Origin of the sequence: Bacillus sp. NP247 (genome assembly GCF_018966865.1) — a bacterium.
In the GTDB taxonomy this organism is placed as follows: Bacteria; Bacillota; Bacilli; order Bacillales; family Bacillaceae_G; genus Bacillus_A.
The window spans coordinates 3907228-3930871 of the sequence record NZ_CP076653.1; the positions used below are offsets into that span (position 1 = coordinate 3907228).

Here is a 23644-nt window from a genome sequence, read left to right on the forward strand (position 1 = left end):
GTCATGTTTTATGTACAAAGTCATATATTGAATTTGTAACATCCTATAAGGTATATGTTTAAGGAGGGATGAGAGAATGAAATGTCCGGCGTGTCATACAGAAAATGCAGTAGAAGCAAAGTTTTGCGGGAATTGTGGATATTCGTTAACGGAAGAAGTAGTGGCAAGTGGTGCACAGGAAGAAGGCGAGCAACAAGCGCGCGTAGTACAAGTGAAAGAAACTCGACCAAATGAAACGGTAGAGCAAGCAAAACAATTTGCAAGTGGCTATTTTCAGTTCTTCAAAAATGCTTTTAAATCACCAACGGCCATTATGAAAAGTGGAAATATTGAAGTGCGAAATGGAATTGCAAGTCTTGTACTTATTTGTTTTTTAGGAGCATGTATTTTTTATAGAATGATGAGCGCAGCGGCGACTGTTACGAGGACATTAGTACCAGATATAACTACTCCTACTTTTTTTGGAGAATCTGTAATGGTCTTTTTCTTTTTATTAATTTTAACTTTATTTGTCGGATTTATTATTTTTGTAAGTGGTAAGATGATGAAATCATCTTTTTCTTTTCTTGAAGCATTCGGTATATGGGGGACGATAGCGACGCCAGCTATTGCTATATTAGTTCTTTCTTTTCTTTTTAGTTTTTTATTAATCTTTTTCTTACCGATATTACTATCGGTGGCGGTAACTTATATGGGAATTAGTGTAATTGTAGCTATAGTAAAATTAGATAATGGTGGATTAAATCTTGTTTACACTCTTCTTATCGCAAATGTTTTCATCGGAGTCGCAACATGGATTGTATTTTGGTCTTACATTAACACGATAATTCAAACCTTTACTGGAGGATTCACAGGCTTCTAATGAAAAGGTGGTTGAATGGATGAATGTATGCACAAAGTGCGGAGCACAGTATGAAGATGGAGTGCAATTTTGTCAAAGCTGCGGGACGAAGAGGGGGAATCCTGTAGTAAAGAAGCAGAAAATAAGCAAAGGGACAATAATTGGAATTACAATTTTAACATTTTTTATTATAGTATTGGGCGGATTATATGCGTATGGATCTTCATATTACTCACATTCATCGCAAGTAGAGAGAATTATTACTGTTTTACAAGAGAGGGACGGGGAGAAATTAGCTGAGATCATAACGGCAGATGACCCAGCAGTTATTGTAACGAGAGAGAGTTTAACGCCTCTATTTTCATATATAAAAGAAAATCCATCTTACGTGAATGAATTGAAAGAATATTTGAGGCAAAGTGAAAAACAAGGGGATGGAATAGAAAGAGCAGATTTTTCTTTAACGAAAGACGGGAAACATTTCTTTTTATTTGATCGGTATAAATTGAAAGCGAAGACGTATTATACGACTTTGCTTACAAATGAAAAAGGTACATTTTTAAAAATGAATGGAAAAGAAATTGATAAAACAAATGATAAAAAGTTTGAGAAGCAATATGGACCGTTTCTCCCAGGAAATCAAGTATTTCAAGCAGAATATAAAAATGACTATGTAAAACTATCACGTGAGGAAAAGGTTGTACTTATGAAACATAGTCAAAATAATGTAACGATAGATTTAACGTTGCAAGGGAAATATATTACAGTTCAAACAAATGCGCCTGGTGCGACATTATATGTGAATCAAAAGCCAGTTACAACATTGACCGGAGAAGAAATTACGTGGGGACCGGTAGCGACTGATGGAAGTGCGGCGATTTATTTAGAGCGAAATGGAGAAGGTGGAAGGGAAACGACAAAGATAGAAACGGTAACGGCACTCTCGGCTTATAATCTCCCATTTCAAAAGAAAAGTGTAGAAAAAACAGTTGTTTACAATGCTACTCCGCCGCCTACGACTGGGTATGTATATAACGGTTTCATCTTCCCTGATAGTGATATTCGAAAATTAACGGGTGCGGACTTAACATATTTAACGAAAGAACAATTGAAAATTGCTAGAAATGAAATATACGCAAGACATGGACATATTTTTCAAACGAAAGATATGCAAGCATATTTTTTAAAACAGTCTTGGTACAGAGAAAATCCGTATTTTACAGGAACGTTAACGGATATTGAAGCTTATAATGTTGAACTGATCAAATCAAGAGAATAGAGTGCGTGAAAAAGGTACAGTACATAACTGTACCTTTTCTATGATTATTTAGCTGGACCAGGATCCCTTGAGAAAAAGATGTGAAAGAGGAATGTGACTTTACTTGCTCCTCCTGATGTACTTGCTTGCACATCAGATAAAGAACTAGACGTTAAAGCAGCTTCAGAACGAGGGGGAACGACTATTTTGAGTGCATCATCTGATTCTGATGATATAGTAACCGTTATTGTATCCTCAGAAAAGTTCACAATTTTAACAGTACCAACTGGGAAGATGGATTTGCGAGCGTGTGAGGCAGAAGCAAAGCGAGTCGATTTCCAAATAGTTTGTGAGAAAGTGTCATTATCAGATAACCAAGCACGTGCACTGTATAAAGTTACACTAACGGTAAACTCTTGTTCAAGCGGGAGGGCGGGTCTCGGTTCTATCGGTTCCTCTGGAAGCTGGACGAGAAGGCCGGCGCACATGTATGTTTCACCTACTTTCAATAGTTACTGTTATAGCATATTAAATATCTTGTTTATAAGACACGACGATTACCTATTAACGCATAGTCTTGTGCACCAAATTTGTAGATGAAATTCTCTTTCTTTACAATGGAAGTAGGTGTTATTTTTATAAAATATGGAAATCGTAAAGAGTATGTAAAAAAGAAGGAGTGGTAAAGTGAACTATGTCATTATTGGCGGGGATGCCGCTGGTATGAGTGCAGCAATGCAAATTGTTAGAAACGATGAAACTGCAAATGTTGTAACGTTAGAAAAAGGTGAAATCTATTCATACGCTCAGTGCGGATTACCGTATGTGATTAGTGGTGTTATCGCCTCTACTGAAAAGTTAATTGCACGCGATGTAAAGACGTTTCGTGATAAATATGGGATTGATGCGAAAGTGCGTCATGAAGTAACGAAAGTAGATACGGAAAAGAAAATTGTGTATGCAGAGCATACGAAGACAAAAGATGTATTTGAATTTTCATATGACCGTTTATTAATTGCGACTGGTGTACGCCCTGTTATGCCGGATTGGGAAGGTAAAGATTTACAAGGTGTTCATCTTTTAAAAACAATTCCGGATGCTGAGCGTATAGTAGACACGCTACAAACAAATAGCGTTGAGCACGTAACGATTATTGGCGGCGGTGCAATTGGTCTGGAGATGGCAGAAACATTTGTAGAGCTAGGAAAGAAAGTAAGAATGATTGAGCGAAACGATCATATTGGCACAATTTATGATGCCGATATGGCGGAATATATACATAAAGAAGCAGACAAACATAATATTGAAATTTTAACGAATGAGAATGTAAAAGCGTTTAAAGGAAAAGAAAGAGTAGAACAACTGGAGACGGATAAAGGGACGTATAAAACAGATCTCGTTTTAGTATCTGTCGGTGTACAGCCAAATACTGATTTTCTTGCGGGGACAAATATACGCCAAAATCATAAAGGTGCAATTGAAGTAAATGCTTATATGCAAACGAATGTGAAAGACGTATACGCTGCTGGTGATTGTGCAACACATTACCATGTTATAAAGGAAATTCATGATCACATCCCGCTCGGAACGACTGCTAATAAACAAGGGCGACTTGCCGGACTCAATATGGTTGATAAACGAAGAGCGTTTAAAGGCACTCTCGGCACAGGCATTATTAAATTTATGAATCTGACGCTCGCAAGAACAGGTTTAAATGAAAAAGAAGCGAAAGGGCTAAACATCCCGTATAAGACGGTCAAAGTAGATTCAACAAATATGGCGGGCTATTACCCGAGTGCTTTGCCACTTCACTTGAAATTACTATATCACGCCGATACGAAACAATTATTAGGCGGACAAGTAATTGGAGAAGAAGGTGTAGATAAACGTATTGATGTTATCGCAGTGGCACTTTTCAATAAAATGAGCATTCACGATTTAGAAGATGTTGATTTAAGTTACGCACCACCATATAACAGCGTTTGGGATCCAATTCAACAAGCAGCAAGGCGAGCGGAATAGCACTTTTTAAGTGCTATTTTTTTGTTAAAGGGGAATCATCATTTTTGTCGAATAAAAGGGCTGGGGAATAGTTACATATAGGGGAGGGGATTATTTTAAATGGTTGTAGCACTTCAAAGAGTTCAAGAATCAGAAAAAGAAATATTACGTAATTTATATGCATTATATCTTCATGACCTTTCTAAATTTACTGCTAACATAAAAATTGGAGCGGACGGATTTTTTGAATATGAAGATTTGCACATGCTTTGGAAAAATGATGGAATCACACCGTATTTTATAAAGATGAATCATAGTATTGTAGGGTTCTTATTACTACTGGAACGTCCATTTTTGAAGAAAGAAAACGACTTTGGCATTAATGATATTTTCATATTGAATCAATACAAGGGAAAAGGAATCGGCAAACAAGTTATTGAGAATTTACTAGAAGAGAAACGAGGACAGTATTTCGTTATCGAACTTATAAAAAACGTACCAGCTGTTACGTTTTGGAAGAAAGTATATAGAGAGCTAAACATTAAATTTGATGAACGAAAACAAATAATTGATGATGAAGAATGCCTCGTTCAAACGTTTAAAATATAATGAAATAAGTACTCCTAGTATATTACTTTGAAATTTAACTTTATCCCGCTATTCGCCGGGCAGTAAGACCCCCATCTCAAAATTCAGCGAAAGCAAAGAAGTTAGGTGGGGGATGAAGAAAACCCCCACTGATTAAAGTTTCACTTTATTGTGAATATACCGTTTACCCTTGAAAAGATAGTACGTTTCGCTTATATTGTCATATAGTATTTATTTTTTAATAGAGCAATGAACGAATCAGGGGGCACAGTATGGCAATTAACATGAACACAATCGAAGAATGGATTGCTGAATCAAATACAAGAAACGAAGAAGACTTAGGTAACGTTGTTGAAGAGATGAAAGAAGTATGTGTCGGACTTGATAACGCGACATTAATTTATACGAAAAACGTATTTTGTTTCGGTAAGAAAGTAGAAGTATTGTTCTTCTTCCAAGATCACGTCGTTATCGGAGAAGAGAAGGAAGAGTATATAGAGATTGAAAAACTAAAGTATGATGATATTACAAATAGTAACTTAAAAACAAATGATAAAAATACAACGTTAGAATTAAAGTTTGCTAACGGGAAATCTATCAGTTTAGACAGTCTGAATGATAACTACGGTACGAAAAATTGGTTATTTGCAAGACAAATTAAGAGTATTTTTAAATTAATCTAGTAAAAAAGCAGGCCTTGAAGGGTCTGCCTTTTTACTTATTTCCTATTACGCAAAGGCACCCTCTTTCTTCATAACATTTCACGTTTGTAAATCCCGTCTTATAAAAAAGGTTTACTAATTCTTCGGTCGTCTTAAATTTATCCATATGATATTGAATTTTGAAAGTTTCAGCGACTAGTAAAAAGGATCCGTTCAGTTTTAAGATGCGAAATACTTCTTTCATATCGTGTTCAAAATCGGGCCAAAAGTAATGAGTTTGAAAGGCAGTAATGAGATCGAAGAAGTTCGTATTGTATGGAATAGAGGACACGCTTGCCTGATGAATGATTATTTTTTCTGTTTTTACATCCTTCATATTGGTTTTCTTTGAGTTTTCAACAGCCTGTTCTGAATAGTCAATGCCGTATATTTTTCCGTGGGGAGTTCGTTTTGAAAGAGTCTGTATGGTTTTACCACCCCCACAACCAATATCTAAAATAACTGCATCTTCACGTATATGTATTTTTTGTAAGGCCCAATTTGTTAGTCTCGTATGCGCAGCATTCATAATGCAAAGCATAGAGGAACCAATTGTCCCGCGAGGATTTTTCGCTTGTTTGATTAATCTTTGTAAAATACTCAATTCAAACTCTCCTTTTATATAAGAATATGTATTTATTTCGCTTTTAATAATCTAACTCCTTCAAAAAAAGCACACCATTAATCGGCGTGCTTCTAATTATGCAAGGACCCTTTTAGCCAATTCCGCGCCCGATACGCCCCAACCGGAATTTGAATGAGTGAAGTTTCATTTCTGGCATCAATCCCGTACAATTGATCACATGAATTTGTATCAAAACTGAGTAAAGGATGACCACCCATTCCCATAGCGGTCGCAGCTGAAACAAGTTTATGAACGAGTATACCAGCTTCCATTTGGTGAATGCGATATCCTCTATAGCCTAATGTATTTGTATAGTAATCTTTCTTTCCGACTACATGTAAGCAAAGCGGTGCTTGAAAAAGGTTTACGTTATCCATCGTCATACTGGATTGCAGAGAATAACGAAGGTCTCCGTGCCTTATGGGCTGTATGGAATGCGTTTTACTGTTATAAGCGTAAGCACCGTTTTCAATGTCTTTTACGTTATAAAAACATCCATATAATGAGACTCGTGCGTTTTTATTTAAATATTTGCCATCAAGGTCGTTGTAATAAGGGAAGGAGAGGCTCGCTTCTTGGAGTAGAGTAGCGAGCTCGACTGCATCCCATTTCGTTAAAATGAAATCAGAATCAGGTGAATATCGTTTTTTACAAAGTTGTAAGAAATCATATGATAAACGCTCTGCTTGCGGTAGATGCACAGTATGCGAACTATATTGATAATTTTCTGCATGTGTTAACGTTTGAAAGTATTCGGTGGATTCGACCATAGATGCCGCGTTTGTTTTTTTTATCATCGGATAGTCATCTACATGTTTTGAACGAACGAAATGCTCATGTATTAACGGCGGGATTTGTTGCAACAAGTCATGAGAAGTAACTGTTTTATTTTCACGATGATTGTTGTGAAACCAATCTGCACTTGGTTCTGTACTTAAAGGAAGAACAGCATACACACTTTCTTCACCTTCTGACAGTCCAAGTAAATGATTCATTGCCCGGTCTAGAAACTGAAAATACACACCATTTGTATAACCGAATTGTTTTGCGCATTCAAGCAATTGCCCGATTAGAACACCACTATCTAATCCTTGCAGACGATACGAAAAGTTATTGTATTTAAAGAAGTTTTTCCAAAACATAGTGGATACAAATGCAGCACCAAAACAAGAATGTATGTTGCAACGATTGCCGAGTGCTTCTGTAAGATAAGAATCAAAATTTCCTTCGCGAAGTAAGATAAGACGGTGATGCGCGGCGTCGTAATGGTAAATGCCGTCTGGATAATGATCAATTTTTAAATACATATATAATTCATTTGGATATAAAGCACCCCCAGAAGGGATGAATCTTCGAAATAGAGTCGTTGTTTTATTATTTTCTAGGTTAGTAGTAGGCTGACATAATTGTGTTAAACCAAATGAGTACCAAAGATAATGACCGATTTCCTCTAAGTTAGGTTTAGTAGAAGAATTCCGCAAATTTAATGGGATTTCTAAAGAGAGAGGGATGACTGGTAAATTTCGATATAATTTATAAGGAAGTGGTGCGTCTTCCCAATCAGTCTCTTTATCGGACGACATAATTTCATTAATAGAAAAATGGAGATGATGTAAAAAAGTATCCAGTTGCATCAAAATTCCCCCTCGCTATGAATTATGGAAACGGATGCGGGTGTGGATTTAAACATTCATTCGTTAAAGGCTCAGCCCTATATCCAAGTGTCATCGGTACGGTATACACTCTATCCAGTCCTGTAACCCGAGTGAGATGGTGGCCAAACGTCATCGGTAACATGCCTGGAATAATGACTTTTACACAATGTAAGCCGTTCTTTTCTATAAGGGGGACCGTTTGATCTACAACAATTACTTCAAGTCCAGATTGATGTAACCTGTTTAAAAGTTGATGAAGATCAGATGTTAAATCCATATCAAATGATTGTAATGCATTCATTTCTTGGAACGTTTGCACCGGAGCATCTTCACGTAAAAGGAAGTGAAGACGTTCTTCCGCTTCTTTCAATCCGTACAGCATACTATGATCTTCCATGTTATTAACGAGGTAAGGATCTTGTAAGCAGTTTTCATAATGCTCTCTTTTTTGTGTGAGCTCATCGTCTGTTATAAGTAACATGCCTGCTATTTCGTGAATTGCACTCTTTAGAGCTCGGATTGGGTCTAAATGAGAGCCTCCTGCACAAACAACGTTCATTCCATTTTCACGCGTATTTTTTGCAATGACCCATAGGCCCGGGATACCATGTTCCATCGTCGCATTAAAAGCATGTAATTCATACCCGGTAATCGTGTGTAACCGCTGGATCATTAATTGTAATTCCGTATCATTTGCTGAACTAAGATCAAGGCGGGGAAGAGGTAATTCGGCATACCAAGTGAGCAAAAAGGCGTCACGCTCTACAATTTCTAAAATGCCGTGAAAAATTGCCTCTTCTAAACTACCACCAATCGCACATCCATTTGATGTTTCATATACGAAAGCATCTCGTTGACCAAGGCTATAATAAGCGATTGATTCTGGAACTAAAAGTGGCTGGCTTTGTGATAAAGAGTATCCCCATACCCAGTTTTGCTCATAATCAGGATCAAACGGCTTAAATGGAAAACTATCACGATTGTAATGTTCATTTGTATGCACACCGAGTGTGAGGGGATTCAGTGCAATATGCTCCAGCTCATGAAAACTACCATGCACATTTGGCTTTTTCCCACGAGGCGACATACCGCAATATCGTTCTAATCCTTCTAAAATAGCGGTTGCTTCACTAAGTGCGAATGAATGAGTTCGGCCCGCGACACCTTCATTTCCGAACAGTAATGGCATGTTTATAATGACATCAGCAAACGGTAATAAAGAATGTTGCATTTGGCCGTTTAAAATACCAGTCCGGTAATCTAAATAGTCTCTCGTTAAAAATGTGTTTAGCTCATGAATGGAACGACAGCGATACGTTTCAGTACTCGTTTTCAAACTTGGTTGTAAAGAAATTTGCGCTGCATCTGCTGTATCGTCAGACAAATTGCTGCATACCGGACAGAGAGGGTCTGGAAGAAACGAATGCCGGGTACATTGTAACGTTTGTAAGTCCAGTAAAATGAGTTCATTGTCTATAGAAGAATGTTTGTTAGTTAATATCTTCTCTGTTTCAGCATGAATGAGCTGGCACATTTGTAACATTCCATTTTGGGTGGCGCGTACATCACGCCTCGTCACGTTCTCTGCTTTTAATGCATATTTTCGTTGTAGTTCCCACATTTCTTTTTGATCAAAGCCAGCTATAAACCGGCGTCCATCAGCGCAGTGGGAACATCCAGTTGTAAAAGGCTTCACGAAAGGACCGATAACACCTTCACCAAACGAAGTAAACGCGCGAAGCCACGGAATATGATTTGAGCGAAAGATAAGCTCAGCATCATGATGTACGGAAGAAGGAGACCCGTCATGTAAGACGAGAGCAAGATGAATGTTTTCAGGGAGAGCTTCTGTAATTGTATGCTGGCGGATGAGTGAATATTGCTTACACAATTGCTCATGTACATATTCTGTGAGTAGGCCATCTCCTATAAGTAATATGTTTTGAGTCATTGGTCATCCTCCTTTGCAATTAATACCCCATATACACCGTCTAAGTTGTCTCTTAAAAATGACTCAATAGCTAAATCAAAAACGAATGGATAAAAATTGTTTTCCGCTAAATTTTGCAAGGCAACTTGTAAAGACTGTACGCCTGGAATTTCTTCCTCTTCTTGTATTGCTACTCTAACAGAATCCGTACTATATAAAACGATGGATGATTCTGGTAACATATTAGCTTTATAAGGAATCTCTTCATTTTGAATATGAAGGAGTGCTTGTTGCAGAGCATTTCTTAACGCGAGTGTTATATTAATATTGGCCGCACCATACCATCTATCATTTATACCGATCCAAACGACAGGAAAACCAAGTAACTCCTTACTCATTCCTACTTTAGGTATTTCATGAATTGTAGAGAGAGCATCGTAGTAAAACCTGCAATGTTTATCATAAATTTCGGTTAAATCAAGCTCTGTAATCTCCTCTAGCATATGTGATTGGCGTTCATATAACTTATTATTTAAATGTTTTTGTAGTGCTCGGTATACACCTTCTGTCATCGTTTCCCCAGCACCAATACCGATATCAGTATGTTCGGGGATAAGACGATGAATCATTTCAGCTACATATATTTCAACTCCTGTTAAACCAGCTTCACGGCGTGCTTCATTATGAGTTAATCCACCGCAAGCTATAGTAGGAAGAGGAGAGGTAGGTCCGTCTGATAATGGATTTGCAACTTGAATATAGCACTGTGATAAAGGTAATTGGTGTAAATCTTGTTCATCCCACATGTGGAATATGCCAGCTTCTTTAGAAGTTAACGTATCAAAAAAACGAAAAAGTTCAGTTGAAGTATATTGTCCGGAACGATGGGCAAGGTTTTCTTGAAGATTTTGCACCGTATCAATTGTAAAGATTTCATCGGTTGCGAGAAGATGTTTTATGAAAGGGTGCCACTTTCCTTCAAGTGTTTCCAAGTTTAATAAAAAGAATTGAGGATTATGCTGCCTGTGTGAATCTTCAGCGACATGTTTAAATAACTCAAAAACGATAATATTTGCTAACATTGCAGATGTAATTGGTGAGAAAGGTTCAGATGGATTTTCACTTTGTAAAGTAGTTTCGTGTAGACGATGCCAAGCTGATTCCCAGCATTCTTCACGGTCCGCAGTTACGACAGGTCCAGCTAAACCAATTCTTGATAAGAAAATAGCTGGTATGAAATTTTTCTTAAACTCTCTACAAATAGTATGGATTGCTCTTAAACTTTCAATATCTCCATTTTGGGAAACGTATAAAATCCAGTCGAAAGGCTCGAATACTTCATGTAAAGGAAGATCAATTGTAATATCTATTTCTTGAATAAGTACATTGCTATCATTTGCATATGCACGTTCGCTTAGTTCATGAATTCGATCGTAGTTTGTTTCAGCACGATCTGTAACAAGATAATGAAATGTAGGTAAACCAGATTCTAATAAAGACGAAACTAGTGAAGTAAGCATATCGCCAGAACCAATTATAAGCACATTTGCTGCGCGGTACGTTTCGAATTTTAACGCGCCTGAATGGGAATCAGCTTCTAAAAACTCAATTTGCGAAGCATACCTGTCGAGTAATGCACTGTTTAATTCGTGGGGAGCATCTTGGCTTACATCACGAACGAAACCATTTTCATATAAAATCTCTCCAATTTCAAGTACACGATTTTGATAGGGGAGAGGGAGACCATCGGTTATTTCTGTCAAAGAATGATTACCGTTAAACATAGGCATTAATTTCTCAATCCAGTCATAAATTCCATCACCATCCATACGGAATGAACTGGAGTTATTTCGAAAGTAAACACCCCCGTTTGAATCGGGGAGGAAGAAAGTATCCTTATTTGCTTTAAGTTTTGCATGAACTGGAAGGTTATTCATGTTTATCCCCCTTACGTTTTAGGCATACATTATTAGTCTATGTAGTGTGATTTGTCCCGTATGAACATAATGAAAAAAGGCTGTAGAATGATTCATTCTACAGCCTTTAATAGATTAATAATCTATCAACCTTCTAATAATAATGATTTTGGATCTTCAAGCATATCTTTAACAGCAACAAGGAAGCTAACTGCTTCTTTACCATCAACAATACGGTGATCGTAAGATAGTGCAAGGTACATCATTGGACGGTTTTCCATACGCTCGTTATCGATCGCAACTGGACGTACTTGGATTTTATGCATCCCTAGAATACCTACTTGTGGACTATTTAGGATTGGTGTCGACATTAGAGAACCGAACACGCCACCGTTTGTAATCGTAAATGTACCACCTTGTAGCTCTTTTAATGAAAGTTTATTATCGCGTGCTTTCAGACCTAAATTACGAATCTCGCTTTCAATTTCAGCGAAGTTCAATTGGTTAGCATCGCGTACAACTGGAACAACTAATCCATCTGGAGCTGCTACTGCAATACCGATATCATAGAATTTTTTAATGATAAGCTCGTCGCCTTGAATTTCAGCATTTAATAATGGGAACTGTTTTAATGCTGCAACAACTGCTTTTGTGAAGAATGACATAAAGCCAAGACGTACATCATGTTTTTTCTCGAAAGCATCTTTGCGTTCTTTACGTAATTCCATGATTGCACTCATATCAACTTCGTTAAATGTAGTTAACATTGCAGATGTTTGTTGAACTTCTACAAGACGTTTTGCAATTGTTTGACGGCGGCGGGACATTTTCACACGCTCAACTGGTTTTTCGAATTCAGTTTTTGCAACTGGAGCCGGACTTTGTTTTGGAGCAGCTGGTGCTTCTTTTGGCGCTGCAGCGTGAGCTTGTACATCATGTGGTCTCACACGTCCAAGTGGATCTGTGCTACGTACGTCGTTTAAGTCGATCCCTAATTCGCGAGCCATTTTGCGAGCAGCTGGTGATGCGATAGGACGATTTGTATTTGGTAAACCTTGCAACGCTTTATTTTGTTCAGCACTTGGAGCTGCTGCTTTCGGTGCTTCAGTAGTTTCTTGTTTTGGTTGCTCATTAGCCGGAGCAGGTGTACTTACTGCAACTGCTGCGCCGTTTGCGTCTAAAATTGCGATAGTAGCGCCAACTTCAACTGTATCTCCAGGTTCGCCTAGTAACTTCGATACAATACCTGAATCTTCTGCAATGATTTCTACATTGACTTTGTCAGTCTCAAGCTCAACAACGCTGCCACCTTTCTCAACTTTGTCGCCTACGTTGATAAGCCATTGTGAAATAGTTCCTTCTGAAATAGATTCTGCAAGCTCAGGTACTTTAATTTCGATCATTTTAAATGTCCTCCCCTTATTTGCCTAACGGTGTGTTTTGTTTTCTTTAATCTTCGGTAATCTCCATTTGTTAGCCCGGCTGTGGCAGACTATCTGCCACAGCTGAGCCTGAAAAACTCATTGTTACTTTCAGTTGCTGAAAACTTCAATTTCTTGTTTATCTTGACGGAAGTTGTACTTCACATCTAAAGCGTGTGCAACGATTAATTCTTGCTCAGCTTTGTGAGCGAATGGATCGCCACCAGATGGGCTAGAACGATCCGGGCGTCCAATGTAACCTGTTTTCACGTTATCCCCAGCTAGTTCGAACAGAATTGGAGCCATGTAATGCCATGCGCCCATATTACGAGGTTCTTCTTGAACCCAAATGATTTCTTCTAAGTTTTTAAAGCGTTTAATAATAGATTGAACTTTTTCAGCAGGGAATGGGTACAACTGCTCGATACGAACCATATGAACTTCATCTAGGCTGTACTCATGCTTACCACTCTCGATTTCTGCTGCTAAGTCAATTGCCATTTTACCTGTACTTAAAACAAGACGTTTTACTTTGTTTGGTTTCGCACCAAGGTTTCCTTGTTCTAAAGCAGGTTGGAAACGTCCTTCACTTAACTCACTACCTGTAGAAAGTGTAAGTGGGTGACGTAATAAGCTTTTCGGCGTCATAATTACTAATGGCCGAACCGCCTCTGTTCCTAAGATAGATGCTTGACGGCGCAAGATATGGAAGTATTGTGCTGCGCTCGTTAAGTTTGCAACTGTCCAGTTGTTCTCAGCAGCTAATTGTAAGAAACGCTCTGGACGTGCACTAGAATGCTCCGGTCCTTGACCTTCATAACCGTGTGGTAATAGAAGAACTAGACCTGATTTTTGACCCCATTTCGCTCTTCCTGCTGAAACATATTGATCAAATAATGCTTGCGCAGTATTTGAGAAGTCACCGTATTGAGCTTCCCACATCACAAGAGTTTCTGGAGCAAATACGTTGTAACCATATTCGTAACCAACAACAGCAGCTTCTGATAACGGACTGTTATGAACAGAGAATGATGCGTTAATGTTCGGTAAACGATGTAATGGTGAATATGTTTCGTTTGTATCAGTATCGTGTAATACGATATGACGATGCGCAAATGTACCACGCTGTGAATCTTGACCAGTTAAACGAATTGGCGTACCTTCTTGCAAAATAGAAGCGAATGCTAAAGATTCAGCAAGTGCCCATTCAATTTTACCGTTCTCTTCCAGAGCATCTTTACGGCGCTCAAGAATTTTCTTCACTTTTGGATATACGTTAAAGCCTTCAGGCCAAGATAATAGTCCTTCATTAATTGCACGAAGCGAGTCAATTGAAACACCAGTGTCAATTGGCTGGATTCCTTTTGCAACAACCTCTGGAACTTTAACGTGAATTGTTGCAGCACTCGTATCAGCTGGTGGCACTTGTGCGTATTCAGCCTTTAATTCCTCTTGCATAAACTGAGTAATTGTTTCAACCTCATCTGCATTCAGAACACCAGCAGATTGTAATTGATCTGCATAAATTGCTCTTACAGTTGGGTGGTTTTTAATTTTTTTGTACACTTGTGGTTGCGTAACTGCTGGATCATCCATTTCGTTATGACCATATCGGCGGTAACCGATTAAATCGATTAAGAAGTCCTTTTTGAACAGCGTACGATATTGAATCGCAAGGTTTGCAGCAGCAAGACAAGCTTCCGGATCATCAGCGTTCACGTGAACAATCGGAATATCGAAACCTTTTGCAAGGTCACTTGAATATTTAGTAGAACGAGAATCATAGCTATCAGTCGTAAAGCCGACTGCATTATTTGCGATAACATGAATAGTTCCGCCAGTTTGGTATGCATTCAATCTACTTAAGTTCAATGTTTCAGACACAACACCTTGACCAGGGAATGCAGCATCACCATGAACTAAAATTACGAATGACTTTGTAGTATCTTGTTCTGGAAGACCAGATTTTTTACGATTCTCTTGAGCTGCACGTGCGAAACCTTCAACAACAGGGTTAACGAACTCAAGATGACTCGGGTTATTTGCTAATGTAACACGGGTGCTAACTTCTTCATTACCAACGACTTGTTCTCTACCTAAATGGTATTTCACGTCGCCAGTCCAGCCAGCATTTGCCACTGCGCCTTCTATTTTTGCATGTTTGAACTCAGCAAACATGTGACCATATGGCTTTTCTAGTACGTGAGCGAGTACGCTTAGACGACCACGGTGAGCCATACCAATCATGACATCTTCAACGCCGCCTTTAGCACCTTCTGAAACAATTTCATCTAGTACAGGTACAAGCATATCAACGCCCTCTATTGAGAAACGTTTTTGACCAACGAATGTTTTATGCAAGAATTGCTCGAAACCTTCAACAGCAGTTAAACGTTTTAAAAGAGCAGTTCGTTTTTTATTTGATAATGGTTGACGCAATGAATTTGATTCCACCATTTGATGCAACCACGCGCGTTCTTCACTATCTTGTATATGTGAGAATTCATAAGCTAAAGATTTTGTATAAACGTCTTTCAATCTATGAATTACATCAAGTGCAGTGTGAATACCCTCTGGTGCATCTTGCCATACTGTTTTAGCTGGAATCGCTTTCAAATCAGCATCGCTCAGTTCGTTCATTGTTTTCTCGATAAGAGATTGCCCATTTGCAGCATCTTCCATCGGATTGATGTGAGCCAACGTATGCCCGAAAGAACGAATCTGTTCAACAAGTTGAACGACTTTAAGAATCTTTTCAATGTTCCCTGTGTTTTGAGGAGAAAAATGTGTTGCTGTGTTGTCCCCTGTTACGACATCATCTTGAAACGAAGGAGCTCCAAAAATTTCAAAAAGCTCTTGTAATTCCGGATCAACAGAACCTGCTCCAGTTACGTAAAGATCATACTGTTCAATAACATAACCAAGGTTCGGACCATGGAACTTGGCCCAAGGGTTTGTCGTTGTATTCTTCCTCGTCATTTGTTTAAACCTCCCAATGCATATAATCCTTTTCCTATCCAAAAAGGTGCATTTTGCTCTTTTTCAATAATTGATGAAATAATAATTAATGTAAATGTTTTTCTTTAATCTTATGTTATTACAATAATTTACATAATACCAAACACTATTACTTATCTGTTTTGTAAAAAAACATTCACAATAACTTATCACCCAAGTTAATCTTTCATGTTATAAAGTAATTTTACAGAAAAATGGGGTGGATATATTTGGTATACCTACATTAATAACTATAATTGTTGAATTTAAATATAAGTATAACTATCAGAATGTTTCGATAAAATCGGGTTCGAATTATGTATATTGAAATAATAAGCGCTTTCATTGATATTATACAACAATATAACGGAATATAGTATAAAAAATAAAAAATTATGAATTTACCATAAACTTTATATCGATAGTGTTAAATATTGAAAGGAAAATGAAGGATTTCTACAAAAAAAGTGGCTATACATAAAAAATGCTTCATAAACCGTTAGTTTCTATAAATATGGCGAAAAACAACGTAAAAATAATAGCGCACATCACCCAATAAAGAGAAGAATGAAATATTTTAAAAGGATAAAACAAATATGGAGATATTAAATTTTCACAAAAGCGGGGAGGAAATATAATAACGGCTATATACATTGTTCCATGTTTCATTTCAAAATAGACGTGCTGAATTTGAAAAAATTTCTTCTATATAAAGTGAAACTTTAATCAGTGTGGGTTTTGTCCATCCTCCACTGATTATTAGTTGAACCAATCGGGCATTAACGGGCAGTTATCTCCCACCTAACTTTCTCGCATCCGCCGAATTTTGAGGTAGGAGTCTTACTGCCCGTTAATACGGGATAAATAGAATGCAAAATAATTCAAAAGAATGTAAAGGAACCTTGACGTAAAGTTTCCTTTACATTTATACTCGATATAAGGGAGGAGGGAGAAATTTCCTTGGAAAATAAAATGGTTGAATACCGAAAAAAATTTGGACTATCTCAAGAAAAATTGGCTGAGAAACTTGGAGTTTCCAGACAAACCATTATCTCGATTGAAAAGGGGAAATATGATCCATCACTTCCGTTAGCATTTGAAATAGCGAAAACATTTCAGACAACGATAGAACATGTATTTATTCATGAAGGAAAAGAAGAGGGGGAGAAAGGATGAATTATTCACAAAAGTACTTTGTAATTATGGGAATTATTTTTCTGTTTATGAGTGGATTTATGGTACTAACGGGCGTAATGACACATTCCGCACCGCCGGCTATAACTTATCCATTGCTTGCAATGATGATTATGAGTTTCTGCCTAAGCTACTTGCACCCGCAATTTAAAGAAAAAGATGAGCGAATGAAACTCATTCGTTACAAAGGAATGTTCGTGACATTTTTTGCATTAACAGCATACTATCTTCTTTTCTCTATCGGCTTAAACTTAAAAGTAATTACACTATCTGCGGTTGAACTATTAAACATATTAATGGCACTTACGATGAGTACAGTCTTTATAGCGTTTGTTGTTTTATCGAAAAGATATTAAGATGTAAGAGAGAAAGGAAGATTAACAAATGCAAATGATGTACGCTTTTGGTATGGGGCTTGTTTTATTTTTAGCGGTGTTCCTATTTATTCGTAAAGACGTCCAAGGTGGAACGTTAACGAAAAGAGGATTTTATAAAATGATCGGCTGTTTAGTTGTTATGTTTATAGCGATTATCGTAATGATCGTTTTAATTAATAAAACATTATAGAATTTAAAAACGGAACCTTACTTTACAGTAAGGTTTTTCTATTTGAAAAATAAAACAAAAATTACCATAAAATCCATTTACTATCTATTCTGTATATTATATAATCCAATAAAATGATAGGTAAGGAGAATAGTATATGAATAAAAAAGCTATCTTCTTTATAGCAGTATGTCTACTACTTATAGCTAGTATTACTTACATAATATGCAACAAACGAGAACATGTACCACCTATATTAGTATGGGAGGGCCAGGAATACTACATTACGAATGAACCTGCCAAAGCAGAAGAAGTCGGACAAAAACTTGGCGAAGTAACAAAGAAAATTGAAACAAGCAAACAGCCTACTAAAGATAGTGAATCCAACATATTACAAGAAAAAACAGAAGTATTTGAAATGATTTTAGAAGAAGAGGATGAAAGGCGCCACATACTCGTAAAAGAACCTAATAGTGAAGAATATAGAGTAGCAAGGCCGATGCTAAAACAAGTACTATAATAATGAAGAAACAAATTTTTAATAGAGAGTAGTGGGCGTTATGGGATGGAAAGCAGGAGCCTTTGAAAAAATAGAAACGAATGATTTATCTATTGAGCAGCTTATAAATACATTTAAGAAACAAAACTTAAATGGTGGAGCAGTAATAAGCTGTTTTAAAGTACATAACGAAAATTTTTTCAAAGAAATACCTTATGAAATAGACAGATACAAGCACTTTTTCAAAAAAATCTTCAACTCTTTAGATATAATCAATAACTTAGAGGAATTAAAAATACATACATCAGAAAAATATAAGTTTCAATTTGAATATAATAGCGCGGTAATGCTTGATGGGAGTATCGCATTTCAAATTATAAGAGGAGGAGCATATAAATACTTTCCGGAGAGAATGGTAGTCGCGAAGCAATTAGCGAGCGAGGTATGCCAATACATGTTCCAAGATCGTTATGAGGATATTATAGTGTTTGAGAGTCAAAGCCCTTGGACAGATTGGTTTTACGATGTTGCATGGGATAATACTTGGATGGTGTTAGATAGTAAAGAGCATAAAATGTGGCTAATTTGCGCTACGGATACGGATTGATAGATGAAGAGCCTTGTAGAAATGCTACAAGGCTCTTCATCTTTTGGGAAAGAATAGAAAACAAATCGTATAAATTTTATACTGAAAAATATTTGTAATGTAAGTTTTATACTATTTTATAATGATGGCTTACTAGCAAAGAAAAGAAAAGGTAAGAGGAGAATGAACGTGAAAAAGGTAAAGAAATTATTGCTGTTAATGATGGTAGTAGGATTAACAGTTGGTGTTCTAGCGGGATGTGCAAATCCGAAAGATACTGCTGAAGAATTTTTAACAGCAATACAAAAAGGTGACTTAGAAAAAGCTCGTACATTTGTTGAAAGTGACAAAGAGTTTAGTAAACTAAATGAAAAAACAGATGATGCTGACGGAAAAGCAATGCTAAGCGCAATTACGAAGGGCTTTAAATTTGAAAAGCTAGAAGAAGTATCAAAAAAGGATGACAAAGCAGAAGTTAAAGTGAAAGTTACATCTGTTGATCTATCTGTTGCTGTAACAAAAGCAATGGGAGAAGTTATGCCAATGGCTTTCGCTAGTGCCTTTAGTGAAGACAAAGAGAAATCTGAAAAGGTAATAGAAAAAACGATGACATCAGCGATCATCAAACACTTATCAGATAAAGAAGCAATAATGGCAACTCGTGAAGTTACATTGAACTTAAAGAAAGACAAAGATGGTGACTACAAAATTGTTGCTGATGACAACCTACAAGAATTGTTATTTGCTAATGCGAAGTCTTTGGAGAAGATGTTTGGTGGGAAGTAATTAAATGGCAAGATTTTTAGTTTTTATAAGAAGTAACTTGGATAAAAAGAGACACCATATCACCTAATAGGTTGATATGGTGTTTTTTTATGACCCCGGAGAGGCTCGAACTCACGACCTCCACCCTGTCAAGGTGGCGCTCTCCCTGCTGAGCTACGGGATCTTCAAAAATGCTTATGTAATAGCATCTTTAATCATTATGCTAAAGCAATTATATATAATTAACTGAAATTTTACAATATTTTTATAGTAATCTGTTAAAGGTAAAGTATTTGGAATCACGCTAGTAGTGTATTCGGGAATATATATAAGAAGAGACTTTAATAGCAATCGGGTTTTGAATAAAGCGGCTATGTTATGTTTTCCGATACCAATCCAAAGGTCCTTCATCACTCAAATCAACTAGAAAAGGGAGTAAGAAGTGTAAAGGTAAGCTTATAAGTTCAGGCATAGCGTTCAATGTTTTCTTTGATAGATATTGTCTTCCAAAACAATACGGACAATCTTTTTCAAATGTTATGAGTATCGACCATACATCTTTTACTTTCCACTTCGTTTTACAATACGTACAACGCGCCATGGAGTTCCTCCTCATTTTAAGGTATTTTCTAATATATTCCATTTAATTGTACTAAAGTCAAGTATATTTAGTGTGATAAAATGTAAGTTGGTCTGTTTTTTTATATGGATGTATTCCGTAATTTATGACTAAATGAATGTAGTGTGAGGGTTATATAATAAGAGATTTTCATTTTTAATATGCAAATTGGCCAATATATCCTTTTTACAATTTTCAAGAAATCATGTATAAAAGAAGTACAAGATATTTATAAATATTCAGGAGTAGAGGGAGAATAATTGTAATGGTAAGAAAAACGTTCAAGATGCGTGTGTCTAAAAATAGAACGATTTCGATTGATGGCTCGATTCTTGATGTGGATGTGACACATGATGAGTTTTTGCAAGAGTTCGTTGAGTGGGTCGATTCTAAAGGTTGGTCATTTATGGGTATGACGGATGAGATTACGCCTGAGGAAGCTAGTCAAAAGTTAATAGATTCGTTGATTGATGAGAAGGATAAGAAAGAGTAATTCCTTCTTATTTTTTATTGTATATTTATGTTCCTTATCGTAAAAGTGTGATATAGTAAAAAATAGTGAATATTCTTCCAATTTAATACAAATTGCGTATGGATTGGTAGAGTTATTTTATAGAATGTGAAAGTAAAGTGAAAAGGGAGAGTCATATGGTAAATTTTAAGAAAATTTCGGTTTTTATTATGGTTATTTGTTTATTTTTTTTGACACCTATGACGTTATATGCTGAGACGAATGTTGGAATAAATCCGGAGCAAGTGGCACCTCCACCTGCGGAAGGGCCGAATGTTTTTAGTCAGTTTGCAACTACGATTGATGCGAAAACAGGAGATATGTTGTACGACAAAAATGCACATCATCGTGCGTTCCCTGCTAGTATGACGAAAGTGTTAACGGCGATTTTACTGATGGAGCATACGAAGCCAGAGGATCAATTTACGTTTTCACAATTAGCATTAGATCAAGAGAAGAGTAATTATCAAATTGAGTTTCAACCTGGTGAGACTATTAATAGAAATACTGCACTTATGATTTTAATGGTGTTGAGTGCGAATGATGTGTCGTATGCGATTGCGGAGCGTATTGGAGGAAGTGTTGAAAATTTCGCTAATATGATGAATGAAAAGGCGAAGCAATTAGGGGCTAAAGATAGCCATTTTGTAACGCCAAATGGATTGCATGATCCCAATCATTATACGACGCCATATGATATGGCGATGATTACGAGAGGCGTGCAAAAGTATCCTGAAATTTTACAAGCGATGAATACGAAAAGAACGACGGTTACGACATCTACGCAAACAGTGTCTATTTTTAATAAGTCTACTTATTTTGAAAATCCGTATAGTATTGGTGGTAAGACAGGATTTACGAATGAAGCGCGCAATACGCTCGTTTTATTAAATGAGAAGGATGGAAATCGTATTATAAATGTAGTAATGGCTTCTCAAAGACCTGAAATTTATGAAGATTTGAAGCAGATGGCGGAATATTCTTTTGGGCAATTTACGAAGCAAACTGTACTAGATAAGCATAGTTGGCATCAAAAGACAACGTATTTAAATAAAGATGTTGATTCTGAATTGGAAAAAAGTGCTGAGCTTATGCTAAAGAAAGATGAAGGGAAAAATGTAAAAACGGCTTTTCGGGTTAATTCAGTGGATAAAGAGGCTTTGTACCAAAAAGGAATTCATCGCGGTGAAGTAGTTGGTGCGGTAGATATTATAAAAAATAATCAAACGATTGCGACTGTAAATGTTCTTTCAAAAGAAGAGGTTACTTTTGTGATGCCTAAAAAAGATACAGTTGCACCTGAAGTAAAGGAATCCAATATGAAAGTGATAAGTGTTGGAATAGGTGCGATTTTATTATTTGGAGCCATTTTATATGTAGTGCTACGCCGAAATAAACAAGGAATGAAATCAGAAGAGAAATAAATTGTTAGTATAGAGACTGTGATGAGGTTTTGTCACGGTCTTTTTTGTATGTATTTTAAAAGTTATTTAACTAATAATTGTAAATTTTCTTATTGCATTTCTGTATTGTTCGTTATATTATTTAATTGTGTTCTTGTTAAAGAACGGAGATGGATATTGCATACTTCAAATAATATAAAACAACGGAGAGGGAGAGAGACGATGAAATTAATTTGGAAGGTGATTAGCAACGTTATCTCATTTGTTTTATTTGCGGTAATGGTTTGTTTAGCTTTTGTAGTTATTTCTTCAAAAGCGAGTGGCGGGGATCCAACAGTGATGGGATATCAATTTAAGAGCGTTCTTTCAGGATCGATGGAACCAACATTTTTAACAGGATCAATCATTGCGATAGAGCCAACGAAAGATGGTTCTAAATATAAAAAAGGTGATGTTATTACGTTTAAAGAGAAAGATGACAAAATTATCACTCACCGTATTATCGGTGTGAAAGATACAAATGGAAAAGTAATGTATGAAACAAAAGGCGATAACAACAACGGACCAGATTTAGCACCAGTACTTGCAGAGAATGTAATCGGGAAGTATGCAGATATTACAGTTCCATACGTTGGTTATGGACTGAATTATGCGAGTTCAAAAGCGGGAGCAGCATTACTTCTCATTATTCCAGGAGTCTTTTTACTTGGCTATTCCGCAATTTCTATTTTGGGCGCTATTCGTAGCATTGACGGAGAAAAGAAAGATAAAAAAGTAGAACAATCCGTCTAGTTCGTTTGGTTATACTTTCCGTTTAGGAAGTTAACAAATATATATATATTAAGGGGATATGGACATGACTTTAAAGAAAAAATTAGGAATGGGTATCGCATCAGCAGTATTAGGAGCAGCATTAGTTGGTGGAGGAACATTTGCATTCTTTAGCGACAAAGAAGTGTCAAACAATACATTTGCAGCTGGTACACTTGATTTAGCGGCAAACCCATCGACAGTTGTTGATGTATCGAATTTAAAGCCTGGCGATACAATTAAAAGAGATTTTAAACTAGAAAATAAAGGCTCTTTAGACATCAAAAAAGTTTTACTAAAAACAGATTACAAAGTAACCGATGCGAAGGGCGACAATAAAGATGATTTTGGTAAACATATTAAAGTAACATTCTTAAAGAATGTAGATAAACATGAAACAATTGTAAAAGAAACAACGCTAGATAAATTGAAGGGTGACACACTTACAGCGGTAGACAATGATTTATCTGCTTGGTTCTGGGATGAAAAAGGTATTTCTGCAGGTAAGTCAGATAAATTTACAGTGAAATTCGAGTTTGTTGATAATAAAAAAGACCAAAATGAATTCCAAGGCGATAAACTAAATTTAACTTGGACGTTTGATGCACAACAAACAGATGGTACAGAAAGATAATATAATATAAAAGGGGCTATCACCTTGATAGCCCCTTTTACAGTTAAATAGCGTGGATTGGAATGTATTTTCTAGGATATGGCTATCATTTTGTACAGGTCTTTATTATAATGAAAGTAACGTTCTGTATAAAGAACACATTGT

Annotated in this window: 23 protein-coding genes and 1 tRNA gene; 15 read left to right on the forward strand and 9 right to left on the reverse strand. The window is 36.6% G+C overall.

Going from position 1 to position 23644, the window contains the following annotated elements; all coding sequences use genetic code 11:
- The first annotated feature begins 76 nt into the window (after positions 1-76).
- Positions 77-862: a zinc ribbon domain-containing protein gene (locus KPL75_RS20360; protein ID WP_016094528.1), complete on the forward strand. Its 786-nt coding sequence runs from the start codon at positions 77-79 to the stop codon at positions 860-862.
- Between the two features lie 19 nt (positions 863-881).
- The gene (locus tag KPL75_RS20365) at positions 882-2120 is read left to right on the forward strand and encodes a TcaA 3rd/4th domain-containing protein (RefSeq protein WP_219917526.1); all 1239 of its coding nucleotides are present in this window, start codon (positions 882-884) and stop codon (positions 2118-2120) included.
- Positions 2121-2164: 44 nt separating this feature from the next.
- Here KPL75_RS20365 and KPL75_RS20370 read toward each other — a convergent pair whose 3' ends face one another.
- The gene (locus tag KPL75_RS20370; RefSeq protein ID WP_002140880.1) at positions 2165-2587 is read right to left on the reverse strand and encodes a hypothetical protein; all 423 of its coding nucleotides are present in this window, start codon (positions 2585-2587) and stop codon (positions 2165-2167) included.
- A gap of 199 nt (positions 2588-2786) precedes the next feature.
- Here KPL75_RS20370 and KPL75_RS20375 point away from each other — a divergent pair, with 199 nt between their 5' ends.
- The 3 genes from KPL75_RS20375 (at position 2787) to KPL75_RS20385 (ending at position 5371) form a co-directional block, all read left to right on the forward strand.
- A complete protein-coding gene (locus tag KPL75_RS20375) occupies positions 2787-4121 on the forward strand; it encodes an FAD-dependent oxidoreductase (protein ID WP_219917527.1) in 1335 nt (444 codons plus the stop codon).
- A 99-nt stretch (positions 4122-4220) separates the two neighbouring features.
- Positions 4221-4709, forward strand: a complete 489-nt coding sequence (locus KPL75_RS20380; protein ID WP_219917528.1) for a GNAT family N-acetyltransferase — start codon at positions 4221-4223, stop codon at positions 4707-4709.
- Positions 4710-4960: 251 nt separating this feature from the next.
- Positions 4961-5371 carry a DUF3908 family protein gene (locus tag KPL75_RS20385; protein WP_219917529.1) on the forward strand — a complete coding sequence of 137 codons (411 nt, stop codon included), beginning with the start codon at positions 4961-4963 and terminating at the stop codon, positions 5369-5371.
- A 31-nt stretch (positions 5372-5402) separates the two neighbouring features.
- Here KPL75_RS20385 and KPL75_RS20390 read toward each other — a convergent pair whose 3' ends face one another.
- The 6 genes from KPL75_RS20390 to odhA form a co-directional block, all read right to left on the reverse strand.
- Positions 5403-5993, reverse strand: coding sequence for a class I SAM-dependent methyltransferase (locus KPL75_RS20390; protein WP_219917530.1), 591 nt, complete (start codon positions 5991-5993; stop codon positions 5403-5405).
- Positions 5994-6085: 92 nt separating this feature from the next.
- Positions 6086-7648, reverse strand: a complete 1563-nt coding sequence (locus KPL75_RS20395) for a SagB family peptide dehydrogenase (RefSeq protein ID WP_219917531.1) — start codon at positions 7646-7648, stop codon at positions 6086-6088.
- A gap of 22 nt (positions 7649-7670) precedes the next feature.
- Positions 7671-9620: a TOMM precursor leader peptide-binding protein gene (locus KPL75_RS20400; RefSeq protein ID WP_219917532.1), complete on the reverse strand. Its 1950-nt coding sequence runs from the start codon at positions 9618-9620 to the stop codon at positions 7671-7673.
- Positions 9617-11536: a putative thiazole-containing bacteriocin maturation protein gene (locus KPL75_RS20405; RefSeq protein ID WP_219917533.1), complete on the reverse strand. Its 1920-nt coding sequence runs from the start codon at positions 11534-11536 to the stop codon at positions 9617-9619. Before KPL75_RS20405 ends, KPL75_RS20400 begins: the two co-directional genes overlap by 4 nt.
- 125 nt (positions 11537-11661) lie before the next feature.
- Positions 11662-12918: a 2-oxoglutarate dehydrogenase complex dihydrolipoyllysine-residue succinyltransferase gene (gene odhB, locus KPL75_RS20410; RefSeq protein WP_002149727.1), complete on the reverse strand. Its 1257-nt coding sequence runs from the start codon at positions 12916-12918 to the stop codon at positions 11662-11664.
- A gap of 129 nt (positions 12919-13047) precedes the next feature.
- Positions 13048-15915, reverse strand: a complete 2868-nt coding sequence (gene odhA, locus KPL75_RS20415; RefSeq protein ID WP_016094520.1) for a 2-oxoglutarate dehydrogenase E1 component — start codon at positions 15913-15915, stop codon at positions 13048-13050.
- Positions 15916-16893: 978 nt separating this feature from the next.
- On the opposite strand from odhA, the gene KPL75_RS20420 reads away from it, so the two are divergent.
- From KPL75_RS20420 to KPL75_RS20445, 6 genes are all read left to right on the forward strand, one after another.
- Positions 16894-17109 (forward strand): helix-turn-helix transcriptional regulator, encoded by a 216-nt coding sequence (locus KPL75_RS20420; RefSeq protein ID WP_219917534.1) that lies wholly within the window; start codon positions 16894-16896, stop codon positions 17107-17109.
- Complete coding sequence (locus tag KPL75_RS20425; protein ID WP_219917535.1) at positions 17106-17483, forward strand: permease; 378 nt, start codon at positions 17106-17108, stop codon at positions 17481-17483. Before KPL75_RS20420 ends, KPL75_RS20425 begins: the two co-directional genes overlap by 4 nt.
- Positions 17484-17511: 28 nt before the next feature.
- Positions 17512-17694, forward strand: coding sequence for a DUF3976 domain-containing protein (locus KPL75_RS20430; RefSeq protein ID WP_002011459.1), 183 nt, complete (start codon positions 17512-17514; stop codon positions 17692-17694).
- Positions 17695-17830: 136 nt separating this feature from the next.
- Positions 17831-18193, forward strand: coding sequence for a hypothetical protein (locus tag KPL75_RS20435; protein ID WP_219917536.1), 363 nt, complete (start codon positions 17831-17833; stop codon positions 18191-18193).
- 40 nt (positions 18194-18233) lie between these two features.
- On the forward strand, positions 18234-18779 hold the full coding sequence (locus tag KPL75_RS20440) for a hypothetical protein (protein WP_219917537.1): 546 nt from the start codon (positions 18234-18236) through the stop codon (positions 18777-18779).
- 168 nt (positions 18780-18947) lie between these two features.
- A complete protein-coding gene (locus KPL75_RS20445) occupies positions 18948-19544 on the forward strand; it encodes a hypothetical protein (protein ID WP_219917538.1) in 597 nt (198 codons plus the stop codon).
- A 90-nt stretch (positions 19545-19634) separates the two neighbouring features.
- Here the strand turns inward: KPL75_RS20445 and KPL75_RS20450 are convergent.
- Together KPL75_RS20450 and KPL75_RS20455 are read right to left on the reverse strand one after the other, a co-directional pair.
- A tRNA-Val gene (locus KPL75_RS20450) sits at positions 19635-19707 on the reverse strand.
- Positions 19708-19899: 192 nt separating this feature from the next.
- On the reverse strand, positions 19900-20124 hold the full coding sequence (locus KPL75_RS20455) for a hypothetical protein (RefSeq protein ID WP_219917539.1): 225 nt from the start codon (positions 20122-20124) through the stop codon (positions 19900-19902).
- Between the two features lie 283 nt (positions 20125-20407).
- Between KPL75_RS20455 and KPL75_RS20460 the strand changes: the two genes are divergently transcribed.
- From KPL75_RS20460 to KPL75_RS20475, 4 genes are all read left to right on the forward strand, one after another.
- On the forward strand, positions 20408-20635 hold the full coding sequence (locus KPL75_RS20460) for a hypothetical protein (protein WP_002202721.1): 228 nt from the start codon (positions 20408-20410) through the stop codon (positions 20633-20635).
- Positions 20636-20790: 155 nt separating this feature from the next.
- Positions 20791-22077, forward strand: a complete 1287-nt coding sequence (locus tag KPL75_RS20465; protein WP_219917540.1) for a D-alanyl-D-alanine carboxypeptidase family protein — start codon at positions 20791-20793, stop codon at positions 22075-22077.
- 201 nt (positions 22078-22278) lie between these two features.
- Positions 22279-22848, forward strand: coding sequence for a signal peptidase I SipW (sipW, locus tag KPL75_RS20470; protein ID WP_219917541.1), 570 nt, complete (start codon positions 22279-22281; stop codon positions 22846-22848).
- 64 nt (positions 22849-22912) lie between these two features.
- Positions 22913-23500, forward strand: a complete 588-nt coding sequence (locus KPL75_RS20475) for a CalY family protein (protein ID WP_219917542.1) — start codon at positions 22913-22915, stop codon at positions 23498-23500.
- The last annotated feature ends 144 nt before the right edge of the window (positions 23501-23644 follow it).